We start from the raw sequence: 12,267 nt of genomic DNA, 5'->3' as shown, positions 1-12,267 counted from the left end.
TAAACGTCCCGCATCATCGGTACTGCTGCGGACAAAATGCAGGCGCAATCGCGGCATTTTTTAGACTTTTGCGTACGGCGCTCTCTCAGCCTTGGTTCGGAAGGATGGTAGGCGTGCGATGACAGTCCAAAGCGGCGTCAAGCGCTCCGGTCGGGGCGATATCGGTGATCAGGCAGCCCATCTCGTCAAGGGCAATGACCTGCGTCAGATGACGTTTGCCAAACTTGCTGCCATCAATCAGAAAATGCCCGGTCCGGCTTTGCGCAAGCATGGTGCGTTTTACCTCTGCAAAGCCCGCAATCGCTTCGGTGACGCCGGTTTCATCCAGGGCCGACGCGCCTAGAAAACAAGCGTCGACATTAAACATCCGTAGAAAGTCGCATGTTGCGGTCCCCGTCAACGCGGCCTCGGCGTTTAGATAGTCGCCCGGCGTCATGATCACGCGCACCGCGTCCGATGACCCAAGGATCATAGCGACCTGCAGGCTGTTTGTGAGCACAGTTACTGCTTTGCCCGACATGGCCAAGGCGCGGGCAAATTCCATCATCGTTGCACCGGCGTCGATCATCAGGGTTTGCCCGTCGGTCACCCGCGTTAGGGCAAGCTGCGCCATCTGCCGACGTTCATCCACATGCTCGCGCTGACGTTGGTCCAGCACGCTTTGCGCCCCCGGTGCGCGAGGGGAGGCCCCGCCGTAGGATTTCTGCAAAAGCCCCTGCGCGCTTAGCTCAGCAATATCGCGGCGGACGGTTTCTGTGGTCACATCAAAGCTGGCCGCAAGGTCCGACACCCGCACATGCGGGGCAAGGCGCAGTTCCAGCAAAATCTGCGCGTGGCGTTCTGACTTGCGCAGCGTGCGGCGTTCGGTTCCGGTATCCATTCTGCGGTTCCCCTCCATCCGGATATGCCGTTTGAATTTGGCACTTCCCAAATATCTAGTCGGAAAATGTTGCGAATCGAAAGCTTCAATGCTCGTATCGATTAATTAATCGCGCAGTACCCTCTGCGCGGGTATTCTCGGGGAGGAGAAACACATGAAACGTAGCTTTATAACGGCGGGCCTTTTGGCGGCCTTTGCCATGACCGGTACTGCCACGCTGGCCGAAGAATGCGCAGAGCGCGGTGCGCTGGATACGATGTTCTGTGATGCCAATGGCGATCTGGTCGCCGACGCGCCCACAGACGAGAGCATGCTCAAGGATCCGTCGACTCTGGTCTTTGCCTATACGCCCGTCGAAGATCCCGCCATTTACGAAGACATCTGGACGCCCTTCATCGACCACCTGTCCGAGGTGACCGGCAAGAAAGTCCAGTTCTTTGCCGTCCAGTCCAACTCTGCCGAAGTCGAAGCCATGCGTTCTGGCCGTTTGCATATCGCGGGCTTCTCGACCGGACCCACACCCTTTGCTGTGAACCTTGCGGGCGTTGAACCCTTCGCGATCATGGGCTCCGAAGACGGGCAGTTCGGCTACAAGCTGCAGGTCTACACCCAAGCCGACAGCGACATCAAAGAGATGCCCGATCTTGCTGGCAAACGCGTCGCGCATACATCGCCCACGTCGAACTCCGGCAATCAGGCACCGCGCGCGTTGTTCCCTGATCTGGGCGTCGTGCCGGATCAGGATTACGAGGTGACCTACTCTGGCAGCCACGACCAATCCATGTTGGGTGTGGTCGCGGGCGACTACGACGCGGCACCGGTTGCGTCCGAAGTGGTGGACCGCATGGCGGAACGCGGTCTGTATGACCCTGCCGAGGTGCGCATTGTCTGGGAAAGCGATCCGTTTCCCACGACATCTTACGGCGTGGCCCACGACCTGACGCCAGAGCTGAAGGACAAGATCAAGGAAGCCTTCTTTAGCTACGACTTTACCGGCACCGCATTGGGCGAAGAATTTTCGGGCGTGAGCAAATTCGTTCCGATCACCTACAAAGACCAGTGGGCCGTCATCCGTCAGATCCAGTCTGCCAATGGTGTTGAATATACCCCACAAGGCCTTGCTGCTGAATGATTTTTCCGTCGAGGCCGATCCCAGTGGGTCGGCCTCGCGCATAAGGTATTTTACATGTTGAAAATTACTGACCTCGTCAAACGCTACGGCTCTGGCGATCCGGTCCTCAAGAATCTTGACCTCACCATCGAGGGTGAAAGCGTTGTGTCGATCATCGGGTCTTCTGGTGCAGGTAAAAGCACGTTGCTGCGTTGCATCAACCGACTGGTTGAGCCGACATCAGGCACGGTCGAGCTGAACGGCACCGACCTGACCCGCCTGCGGGGCAAGAACCTGCGGGCCGCACGGCGCAAGATCGGGATGGTGTTCCAAGGCTTCAACCTCGTGGATCGTCTCACCGTGATGGAGAACGTCCAGTCGGGTCGTCTGGGGTATATTTCAACATGGTCCGCGATCACGCGGCGCTATCCTAAGCAAGACATCCGCCGCGCCTATGAACTGATGGAGCGGGTGGGCATCGCCCATTACGCCGACACCCGCGCCGACCAGCTGTCGGGCGGCGAACGTCAGCGCGTCGGGGTGGTCCGCGCCCTGATGCAGGAACCCGATATCCTGCTGGCGGACGAGCCTACCGCATCGCTTGACCCCAAGACATCAGAACAGATCATGGGCCTGCTGCGCGACCTGTCGCGCGAGCTCAAGCTGCCGGTGCTGATCAACATCCACAATGTAAACGAGGCCAAGGAATACACCGACCGCATTGTCGGCATGCGCTATGGCCGGATCATCTTTGACGACAAGCCAGACATGCTGGACCCCTCCGCGATGGAGGCGATCTATGCGGGCAGCCCCCATGCCGACCGCAGCGGCGGGCCGGATGACAAGGCAGCCGCATCATGACCGCGCCGCGCGACACTTGGGCCAAGCCGCCCTTTATTGCCAATCCCGTGCTGCGGTGGGCCGTATATCTTGGGGTCATCGCCTATTTCGGCTGGGTCGGGCTGACCATGCCCATCGACTGGAACCGCGTCGCCGAAGGTATCGGCCGCGCGGGCAAGATTTTCGGCGGGGCCTTTCCCCCGAGCTTTGAACGCAGCGGTCTGCTGATCGACGGGTTTCTCGAAAGCCTCAAAATCGCGGTGCTGGCCACGGCGCTTGGCGTGTTCTTGTCGATCCCCATCGCCTTTATGTCCGCAGGCAATGTCGCCCCCAAGCCGGTGTTCTATCTGGGTCGTGCGATCATCATCATTGCACGCAGCTTCCATCCGGTGATCGTGGCGATCCTCTTCGTCAAAGCGGTTGGGTTCGGACCCTTTGCGGGCGTGCTGACCCTGACCGTCTATTCCATTGGTTTCGTCGCCAAGATGCTGGCAGAGCGGATCGAAGAGATCGACTTTGGTCAGGTCGAGGCCATGCGCGCCGCCGGTGCGCCATATTTCTCGACGCTGTCCTACGCGATCTTTCCGCAGATCATGCCGCGCCAGATCGGTCTGACGATCTACCAGCTTGATTCCAACTTGCGGGCCTCTGCCGTGGTGGGGATCGTGGGGGCAGGGGGCATCGGTGCGACGCTCGCCAATGCCTTTGGGCGCTATGACTATGACTTTGCCCTTGCCATCACCATCGTCATCGTGGGCGTGATCCTCTTTTCCGAGGCCGTCAGCGGCGTTATCCGAAAGCGTATCCAATGACCTCACTTTCTACGCAATTCGGACGCGACGACTGGTCCCGCTTTACGCTCAAACAACGCATGATGCGCTATGCCATCTTTCTGGGTTGCGGGTTGGCGATCGCCTGGGCGCTCACGTCGATTGAAGTGATCTGGCCTTGGGTCTGGGGCGCACCTGAACAGATCGGCGATCTGTTCAGCCGCATGTATCCGCCGGACCCCACCAACTTGGAAACCATCCTCAAGGTGCTGTGGGATACGGTAAACATCGCGACATTCGCCACCACCTTTGCGGTGCTGCTGTCGCTGCCGGTCGCTTATATCTCGGCGCAGAATACCACGCCGAACCGCGTGACCCTGTGGCTGGGGCGGTTGATCCTTGTGACCTCGCGGTCGGTGAACACGATCATCTGGGCGCTGCTGTTTGTGGCGATCTTCGGGCCGGGTGTCGTGGCCGGTATCGTGGCGATCATGTTCCGCTCTATCGGGTTCATCGGTAAACTTCTGGGCGAGGCGATTGAGGAAATTGACACACGCCCTGTCGAAGCTCTTGAGGCCACGGGCGCGTCGCGCTTCAAGGTTATCGTCTATGCGATCGTGCCGCAGGTCATGCCGACCTTCTGGGCGGTGGCGATCTTGCGGTGGGATATCAACCTGCGCGAATCCACCGTGCTGGGTCTGGTGGGTGCGGGCGGCATCGGGATCATTCTGCAAGGCGCGATCGACACCTTCAATTGGCCCGAGGTGGCGACCATCTTGCTGGCGATCATCGCACTGGTGGTGGTGGGGGAAGTCATCTCTGCCTATCTGCGGCGCCGTATCCTGTGACCCAAGATTACGGCGTCGACCCGCAGGCCGCCTTTGCGCGCTATCTGCAAATTGCCGACCGTCTGCCGCGCACTGCGGCGGGCGGTCTGGCGGAGACCGGCGTGTTCACCGACATCGCGGCGCGGTTCGATCTGATCCTGTTTGACGCCTACGGCGTGCTGAACGTCGGCGAAACCGCGATCCCCGGTGCGACCGATACCATCGCGGCGCTGCGCGCGGCGGGCAAGGCGGTTGGCGTGGTGTCAAACTCCGCCGCCTATCCCAAGGCGCATATGATGGCCCGCTATGCCCGTCTGGGGTTTGATTTCACCACCTCCGAGGTCACCACCAGCCGCGAGGCGCTGACCGCGCATATAGCCGGGCTGCCGCCGTGCCGATGGGGCGTGATGATCAACCCCGCCGTCGATCTGGGGGAATTGACGACGCTCAACACGACTGTGCTCGACGACCGCGCCGAAAGCTACGATGCGCAGGACGGGTTCTTGCTGGTGGGCGCAGACGGCTGGACCGACCGTCGGCAGACATTGCTGGAGGCGTCGCTGAAACGCGCGCCCCGTCCGGTGTTGGTGGGCAACCCTGATCTGGTCGCGCCGCGTGAAACGGGCCTCTCGCGGGAACCGGGCTGGTTTGCGCACCGTCTGGCCGATCGCACCGGTGTGATGCCTGTGTTTCTGGGCAAACCGTTCGGGCAGGTCTTCGATATCGCGCTTGACCGGTTCAACCGCGCAATCCCACCCGCGCGTGTGCTGATGGTCGGCGATACGCTGCACACTGATATTCTGGGCGGCGCGCAGGCGGGTTTTGCCACGGCGCTGGTCACAGGCTATGGGTCGCTCACGGGGCTGGATGTCGGGGATGCGATTGCGCAGGCTGGCTTGTCGCCGGATTTCATCGTTCCCAACATCTGACGCTGTTGTCCCAAAGGGCGCAGGGTCGGCGGATCATCACCCGCCGGTTGATATGACGGTTTATTTTGCGGCTTGCGCAGGCTACCACCGAACCCGAGGCTATTAGAACAAGGGCAACAACAATGCGCAAAGCAGTGACCGCCGCAATATCGGCATTGGTGATCGGCACCACAGTATCCGCAACCCCCGCAACCGCAGGATCGCTGGGCCGCTTTGAAGTGAGCGGCGTGGACGGGGATGACATGCTCAAGATGCGGGCAGGGCCGGGGACGGGGTTTATCGTCTTGTTGGGACTGCCCAACGGCACCGTTTTGCAGGTGCACGAATGCCAGCAGACCGGCGGCACACGTTGGTGCGAAGTCTCGCTTGATCAGGCGCGTCGTGTGCGCGGGCATGTGTCGTGGGCCTATTTGCGTAAACTGCGCTAAAGCGGGCTGCGTGCCTTGTGCACCGGTGGTTGAGCATTTCGTTAAGGTTAACGCAGCGCCTTTGCCCCAACGTGTGTGACGCTTTTAACATGGCCACAACCTATTGTTTCTCATAACTAAAGAACGCACGTATTTATCTGGCTATCACTAGTATAACGTAAACATGCCTCAAAACTGCCGCTTTCCGAGGCGATCAACGCCCCTGAAATTAGCAGTTAGAGTGCGCCGATATGATTAAAGTTGCCCACACCATTCACCATGACCACGACTTCAGTCTGGTTCTTTTGGCGCTCTTGCTGTGTGCGTTTGGGTCTTGGGTTGTTTCACGCCTGTATCAGCATGCTTTGGGGCGTCCGCGCAGTCAGGCGTTGATCTGGTATATGCTGACGGCGCTGACTGCTGGGGTCGCTATCTGGTGCACGCACTTCATCGCGATCCTTGCCTACCAGCCAGCGGCGCCGGTGACATTCAATCTACAACTGACCTTTATATCTCTGCTGATAGCGATTGCAGGCTGTACAGTTGGCATCATTATCGCGGGCATGTTCCGGTCAGTCGTAACCACCATAATCGGCGGCGCGGTCTTTGGTATGGCGGTATCTGCAATGCACTACACCGGCATGGTGGCATACCGTGTCGAAGGGTTGGTAGATTGGGACCGCAGTTATCTGATCGCCTCTATCCTACTGGCAATCGTTTTTTCGACCTTCGCGTTGTATCTAGGCAGCCGTGTTTCGCGCCACAGCGGGCTGCATATGACAAGCGTGCTGACACTGTCCATCGTTGGTTTGCACTTTACCGGTATGGCGGCGTTCAGCGTGAATAGCATCGGGCTGAAACCTGGTTACGCCAATCCCGAGGAATATAAACTGCTAGCGTTGCTCATCGCGGGGACTGCGACGATGATCACACTTGGCGGGTTGTTCACCTATTTCATCGAAATCCGCACCCGCAGGGAAAGCATCGAAGAGCTACGCGAGGCCCGTGATGCTGCCGAAGCGGCGAGCCGTGCCAAATCCGAATTCATGAGCGTGCTCAGCCACGAGCTGCGCACCCCGCTGACCATCGTGATTGGCTACGCGAGCTTCCTGACCAAGCTCAAATCCAGCACAACGGCTAAGCTGCCTCCGTCCGAGCCGATTACCGAGAAACACTATAACATCATTGGCGATCAGGCAGAGCTTTACGGTCAGCGTGTCAAGTTTGCGGGCAACCACCTGCTGACCATCATTAACGACATCCTTGACTATACCAGCATCGAGTTGAACGACATCAAACTGGCGAAAAGCACCTTTCCAACGCAGGCTTTGCTGGCGCAGGTCGAGGATCAATTTCAAGGTTTGGCGCAGGGCAAGGACGTGGCATTGCATGTGCCCGACGGTAGCCTTGACGTGATCGCCGACCGTGGGCGCTGCCTGCAGATCCTGATCAATCTGGTGGGCAACGCTCTCAAGTTCTCCAAGGCCAAAGACATATACCTGCGGGCCGAAGTCGACGGCGGTGGCTTCCGCTTCGAGGTCGAAGACAACGGTATCGGGATGGCGCAAAAAGATCTGGAATCCATCTTCGAGGCGTTCACCCAGATCGAAAACGCTGACAACCGGTCAGAAGGTGGCACGGGGCTGGGGCTTGCGATCTGCAAAAAGCTGGCACTCGCACATGGTGGCGATATCTCTGTGTCCAGCACTGTAGGGAAGGGCACGAGATTCTCGGTCTTCTTTCCGCATAGCCTGGTCAGCACCGGGCGTCCGTCTTTGCCCGTGGCGGCGTGATCGGCACGCTCCGTTAGCGTTCATGCACACCCACCAAGGGCCGCAGCGCGATGCTGCGGCCCTTGGTGGGTGTGCCGCGTAGAAAACCTAGCGCTTCAGCAGGGGGGCCACGCCGGAGGATACCACGAACAGCAGCGCCGCGACGCTGACGATGCTGGGGCCGGTGGGCGTGTCAAATGCAAAGGACGCGGCCAGCCCGCCCAAGGCGGCGATCACCCCGATGACGCAGGCGGTCGCGGCCATGACCTCGGGCGTTCGGGCAAAGGGGCGTGCCGCGGCGGCGGGAATGATCAGCATCGCCGCGATCAGCAGCGCCCCGACGACTTTGATCGCGACCGCAACGGTCACCGCAAGCGCCAGCGTCAATATCAGCTGTTCACGCCGCGGGTTAACGCCGCTCGCCGTGGCCAGATCAGGGTTCAGCGTCGCCGATAACAATGCTTGCCAGCGCCAAACCAGCAGGGCGATCGACAGCAAAGCGCCGCTCCAGATGATCGCAAGATCGCTTTTGGTGACGGCCAGAATCTCTCCGAACAGATAGGCGCTGAGATCAACGCGCTGGTTCGGCAGCAGCGACACCGCCACAAGGCCGATGGCCAGCGCCCCGTGGGCCAGCACCCCCAGCAGCGTATCCGTGCCCAGGCTGCGCCCGTTCAGCGCCGTCACAATCAGCGCCATCGACAGGGCGACCAACAACACCCCGGCAAAGACCGGTAGTTCAAATGCCAAGGCCAGCGCGACACCCAGCAAGGCCGCATGCGATGTCGCATCGCCGAAATAAGCCATCCGCCGCCAGACCACAAAGCACCCCAAAGGGGCGGCTGCGAATGCCACGCCAATACCGGCAAGCCCGGCGCGTATCAAAAAGTCATCTAACATCTTGGTCCCCGTGCGCATGGTTGCAGCCCGCATCATGTGTATGGTCGTGGGTGTGATCATGCGAATGCGAATGTTCGTGCCGGTACAGCGCAAGCGCCCCTTGGGTGCCAGTGCCGAACAATGCGCGGTATTCCGGCGCGTCGGCGACGATTTCGGGCGTGCCTTCGCAGCAGACGTGACCGTTCAGGCACAACACCCGATCCGAGGCCGCCATCACCACATGCAAATCGTGGCTGACCATCAGTACGGCGCAGCCCATATCGCGGCGCACCTCTTCGATCTGGCGGTAAAACGCGGCAGAGCCGGGTTGATCCAGCCCTTGGGTCGCTTCGTCCAAGATCAGGATATGGGGCTTGTTCAGCAGCGCGCGCGCCAACAGGACGCGTTGGAACTGTCCGCCCGACAAATCGGTCATCTGCTTTTTCGCAAGGTCCGTTACCCCCGCCTGCAGCAAAGTCTGGGCGACGGTATCACGCGGCTGACGACGGGGCAGGTTCAGAAACCCGCGCACTGTCAGCGGCAGCGTCGCATCGATTTGCAGCTTTTGCGGCACATAGCCGATGCGCAAATCCGGCGCACGGGTGATTGTGCCCGCGGCAGGTTTCAGCGCGCCAATCAGAGCGCGCAGCAGGCTAGACTTGCCCGATCCGTTGGGGCCGACGATGGTGACGATCTCTCCGGCATTTACGGCAATGTCGACGTCGCGCAGCACCGTTTGTCCGCCAATGCGCAGGGTCAGATTATGGGTGGCGATCAGGCTCATACGGCGGCCTCGTTCTGACACGCGGGACAAAGGCCTTGGGCCTCGATCACCGTGCGTTCAATCTGGAACCCCGCCGCGCGGGCCGCGTCGCCCAAACGCCCCTGCGTCAACGCCGTTTCGCTTTCGGCGACCGATTGGCAGCTGCGGCAGATCAGAAAGGCCGGCGTGTGGTCCAATCCGACATGGCTACAGGCGGTATAGGCGTTCAACGCCTCGATCCGGTGCGCAAGTCCGGCCTTTACCAAAAAATCCAGCGCGCGATAGGCGACAGGGGGCTGCGCGCCAAGCCCTTCGGCGGACAGATGCCCCAGAATGTCATAGGCCCCAAGGGCGCGGTGTTCGGCCAGCAACAGTTCTAACACCCGGCGGCGCACCGGGGTCAGTCTTAGGTCCGAGGCCGCGCAACGCGCCTCTGCGGCAGCCATCGCGTCGTCGACACAGGCACCGTGATCATGTGTTTCAAATCCAAGGGTCGACATATTTGGCTCCGTAGCAGGGTTCGGTATTGATATGTTATAACGTGTGATCTATCAAGGTTATAGTATAACACTTTATAGGAGCCCCCTTATGCGCCGTCTGCTTTGCACCACTCTCCTTTTTTCTGCCGGTCTGGCCCACGCAGAGGTACCCCGCGTCGCCACCGACATCGCGCCTGTGCATTCGTTGGTGTCTATGGTGATGCAGGGGGCAGGCAGCCCCGATCTGATCATCCCGCCCGGCGCGTCGCCCCACAGCTATGCCATGCGCCCCACCGAAGCCCGCAATCTCGCGCAGGCTGATCTGGTGGTCTGGGTCGGGCCATCGCTGACCGCTTGGCTGGAGGGGCCTTTGGATAGTCTGGCACAGGATGCACAGCGCCTGACCCTGCAGGATGCGGACGGCATCCGCCTGTTGACCAACCGCAGCGGTGTTGCGTTCGAGGCGCATGACCACGGCGATGAAGCGGGGCATGAGGATCATGACGGGCACGACGACCATGAGGGCCATGAGGATCACGAAGGGCACGACCATAGCGGCGATGACCATGGCGACGAAAAAGACCACGCCGATCATGAAGGCACTGACGCGCACGAAGGGCACGATCACGCGGCGGGCGCATTGGACCCGCATATGTGGCTCGACCCGAAGAATGCGATCGTCTGGCTGGATCAGATCGCGGCCATGCTGTCGCAGCAAGACCCTGAAAATGCAACGCTCTATAGCGGAAATGCCGAAAAGGCGCAGGCCCGTCTGACGGATTTGCAAGCCGATCTACAGGCAGAGTTGGCACCGCTTGCGGGGCAGAAGTTCATCGTTTTCCACGATGCCTATCACTATTTCGAAGCCCGCTTTGGCGTAGAGGCAAGCGCGTCGATCTCCCTGAGCGATGGGGCAGCCCCCAGTGCTGCACGATTGACCGAGGTGCGTGATGTTGTAGAAGATACCCAAGCTGCTTGCGTGTTCACAGAACCGCAGTTCAACGCCGGCCTGATCGAGGCCCTGCAAGACGGCGCACCGCTAAAGTCTGCCTCGCTTGACCCGATCGGCGCGCAGCTGGCACCGGGCGTCGAGATGTATCCATCCCTGCTGCGCGACCTGTCGGGGGCCTTCACGGCCTGTCTGGCAAATTAAGACCAGCTTTGGGTTTCACAGTGATACCCAAAGCTGAAACAGCAGCCCCGACACAAACGACCCTGTCAACGCGATCCCGATATACAGTGCAAAGACAGGGCGTTTGACCAGCGCCCAAACAGCGATGGCCGCGGGCAGGGATGTGACCCCGCCTGCGACCAGAAACGCGAGCCCGGCACCGGGGGCCATGCCTTGACCAAGCAGCCCGCCGACCAACGGCAGCGCCGCATAGCCGTTCAGATAGGCCGGTACCCCGACCAATGTCGCGACCCCGATTGGGACGATGCCGGTGCCGCCAAGGGCACGCGTCACCAGCTCTGCGGGAATCCACGCCAGCATGAGGCTCTCGAGCAAGAACGCCAGCGCCAGCCATTTGGTCAGGAACAAAGTGGTCTTGACGGCTTCGCGCAGGAATTTTGCCACCCGCGTGTCGTCGTGCCAAAAGGCCCAGACGACCGGCTGGGGCGTGCGCACCTTTGACGCACCGCAGCCGCCATTGCCGACACCGTCGCGCAACGGGTCTGCCAACGCGCCAGCGCGCGACAAGGCGTGCACGATCGTCCCTCCGAAGATGCCGAGCCCCACAGCCGCGAGGGTTTTGGCGATGGCAAACTCTGCCCCCATAACGCCGGTGGTGAGCATGAACATCGACGGGTCCATCACGGGCGATGCCAGCCAAAAGGCCATGACAGCGGAGAGGGGAACCCCCATGGCAAGAAGCGCCGCGATCAACGGGATCACCCCGCAAGAGCAGAACGGCGACAGCCCGCCTGCCACGGCTGCGACGGCGATCATCACGGCGGGCGATCCGGTGAAAGCGCGCGCAATCAACCCGTCGGCCCCCGTCGCACTGGCGTAGGCAGCGATGCCGATAGACAAGAGCAAGAACGGCGCAACATCGATCAGATTGCGGATTGTGAACTGCACGCTGCTGGTCCCCAGCGGTGCGTCGACCACAAAGACCACCGCCAGCAGGCCGGCGAAGGCCAGCCATACACGTTCACGGGTCCAGATGTGATGTACCGCGTCGCGCACGACACTGCGGGAGGGGTGGGAAAGATCGGTCATGCGGCGGCATCCTTATTGAGCGAAACGCCGGTGCAGCATTCCGAGGTTAGAAACGAAAGCGTTGCGCGCATGGCGTCAAAGTCCACGCGGTTAACGATGCGCCGCCCGTCGCGCCGCTGAATGATCAAACCGGCATCGACAAGCGCACCTAGATGATGGGCAAGAGTGGAAGGGGCGGCGTTCAGATGCGTCCCGATTTCACCAACGGTCAGCGCATCGTCTCCGGCGCGCACAAGAAGGCGAAAGATTTCGAGGCGGGTATCGTGGCCAAGGGCGGCGAGCGCGCGGGCGGCTTTTTGATGTGCTGTCATGGAACTCAGACAAAACCATAAAACTAGTTTTGTAAAGATGATTCGGGCAGTGCGCACCGTTTGACCAAGCCGCCAAAT

General features: G+C 60.6%; 14 protein-coding genes. 8 read left to right on the top strand and 6 right to left on the bottom strand.

Annotation, left to right across the window (positions count from 1 at the left end; translation table 11 throughout):
• Window positions 1–85: 85 nt before the first annotated feature.
• Entirely contained in the window at window positions 86–880 is a 795-nt protein-coding gene (locus BLQ98_RS14040) for a DeoR/GlpR family DNA-binding transcription regulator (RefSeq protein ID WP_093733939.1), read from the bottom strand.
• Between the two features lie 154 nt (window positions 881–1,034).
• On the opposite strand from BLQ98_RS14040, the gene phnD reads away from it, so the two are divergent.
• The 7 genes from phnD (at window position 1,035) to BLQ98_RS14005 (ending at window position 7,557) form a co-directional block, all read left to right on the top strand.
• Window positions 1,035–2,012, top strand: a complete 978-nt coding sequence (gene phnD / locus BLQ98_RS14035; protein WP_093733938.1) for a phosphate/phosphite/phosphonate ABC transporter substrate-binding protein — start codon at window positions 1,035–1,037, stop codon at window positions 2,010–2,012.
• 54 nt (window positions 2,013–2,066) lie between these two features.
• Complete coding sequence (gene phnC, locus BLQ98_RS14030; protein ID WP_093733937.1) at window positions 2,067–2,852, top strand: phosphonate ABC transporter ATP-binding protein; 786 nt, start codon at window positions 2,067–2,069, stop codon at window positions 2,850–2,852.
• The gene (gene phnE, locus BLQ98_RS14025) at window positions 2,849–3,643 is read left to right on the top strand and encodes a phosphonate ABC transporter, permease protein PhnE (RefSeq protein ID WP_093733936.1); all 795 of its coding nucleotides are present in this window, start codon (window positions 2,849–2,851) and stop codon (window positions 3,641–3,643) included. The genes phnC and phnE (BLQ98_RS14025) overlap by 4 nt, the downstream gene beginning before the upstream one ends.
• A complete protein-coding gene (phnE, locus tag BLQ98_RS14020) occupies window positions 3,640–4,449 on the top strand; it encodes a phosphonate ABC transporter, permease protein PhnE (RefSeq protein ID WP_093733935.1) in 810 nt (269 codons plus the stop codon). Before phnE (BLQ98_RS14025) ends, phnE (BLQ98_RS14020) begins: the two co-directional genes overlap by 4 nt.
• Window positions 4,446–5,357, top strand: coding sequence for an HAD-IIA family hydrolase (locus BLQ98_RS14015; RefSeq protein ID WP_093733934.1), 912 nt, complete (start codon window positions 4,446–4,448; stop codon window positions 5,355–5,357). Before phnE (BLQ98_RS14020) ends, BLQ98_RS14015 begins: the two co-directional genes overlap by 4 nt.
• 122 nt (window positions 5,358–5,479) lie before the next feature.
• On the top strand, window positions 5,480–5,785 hold the full coding sequence (locus BLQ98_RS14010) for an SH3 domain-containing protein (protein ID WP_093733933.1): 306 nt from the start codon (window positions 5,480–5,482) through the stop codon (window positions 5,783–5,785).
• A gap of 230 nt (window positions 5,786–6,015) precedes the next feature.
• Window positions 6,016–7,557, top strand: coding sequence for an MHYT domain-containing protein (locus BLQ98_RS14005; RefSeq protein WP_093733932.1), 1,542 nt, complete (start codon window positions 6,016–6,018; stop codon window positions 7,555–7,557).
• Between the two features lie 87 nt (window positions 7,558–7,644).
• Here the strand turns inward: BLQ98_RS14005 and BLQ98_RS14000 are convergent, their stop codons facing one another.
• The 3 genes from BLQ98_RS14000 to BLQ98_RS13990 are packed head-to-tail and all read right to left on the bottom strand — an operon-like array spanning window position 7,645 to window position 9,678.
• The gene (locus BLQ98_RS14000) at window positions 7,645–8,436 is read right to left on the bottom strand and encodes an iron chelate uptake ABC transporter family permease subunit (RefSeq protein WP_208596068.1); all 792 of its coding nucleotides are present in this window, start codon (window positions 8,434–8,436) and stop codon (window positions 7,645–7,647) included.
• Window positions 8,426–9,199, bottom strand: a complete 774-nt coding sequence (locus BLQ98_RS13995; RefSeq protein ID WP_093733930.1) for a metal ABC transporter ATP-binding protein — start codon at window positions 9,197–9,199, stop codon at window positions 8,426–8,428. Before BLQ98_RS13995 ends, BLQ98_RS14000 begins: the two co-directional genes overlap by 11 nt.
• Window positions 9,196–9,678 (bottom strand): Fur family transcriptional regulator, encoded by a 483-nt coding sequence (locus tag BLQ98_RS13990; protein ID WP_093733929.1) that lies wholly within the window; start codon window positions 9,676–9,678, stop codon window positions 9,196–9,198. Before BLQ98_RS13990 ends, BLQ98_RS13995 begins: the two co-directional genes overlap by 4 nt.
• Before the next feature lie 88 nt (window positions 9,679–9,766).
• Here BLQ98_RS13990 and BLQ98_RS13985 point away from each other — a divergent pair, with 88 nt between their 5' ends.
• Complete coding sequence (locus BLQ98_RS13985) at window positions 9,767–10,810, top strand: zinc ABC transporter substrate-binding protein (RefSeq protein ID WP_093733928.1); 1,044 nt, start codon at window positions 9,767–9,769, stop codon at window positions 10,808–10,810.
• 15 nt (window positions 10,811–10,825) lie between these two features.
• Here the strand turns inward: BLQ98_RS13985 and BLQ98_RS13980 are convergent, their stop codons facing one another.
• Both BLQ98_RS13980 and BLQ98_RS13975 read right to left on the bottom strand, forming a co-directional pair.
• Window positions 10,826–11,878 (bottom strand): permease, encoded by a 1,053-nt coding sequence (locus tag BLQ98_RS13980; protein ID WP_093733927.1) that lies wholly within the window; start codon window positions 11,876–11,878, stop codon window positions 10,826–10,828.
• Window positions 11,875–12,189, bottom strand: coding sequence for an ArsR/SmtB family transcription factor (locus tag BLQ98_RS13975; protein WP_093733926.1), 315 nt, complete (start codon window positions 12,187–12,189; stop codon window positions 11,875–11,877). The genes BLQ98_RS13980 and BLQ98_RS13975 overlap by 4 nt, the downstream gene beginning before the upstream one ends.
• Between the last annotated feature and the right edge of the window lie 78 nt (window positions 12,190–12,267).

The sequence above is a fragment of the Sulfitobacter litoralis genome (assembly GCF_900103185.1).
Classification (GTDB): domain Bacteria; phylum Pseudomonadota; class Alphaproteobacteria; order Rhodobacterales; family Rhodobacteraceae; genus Sulfitobacter; species Sulfitobacter litoralis.
Note: the sequence above shows the minus strand (reverse complement) of the source record. Positions and strands in the feature narration are given on the sequence as shown.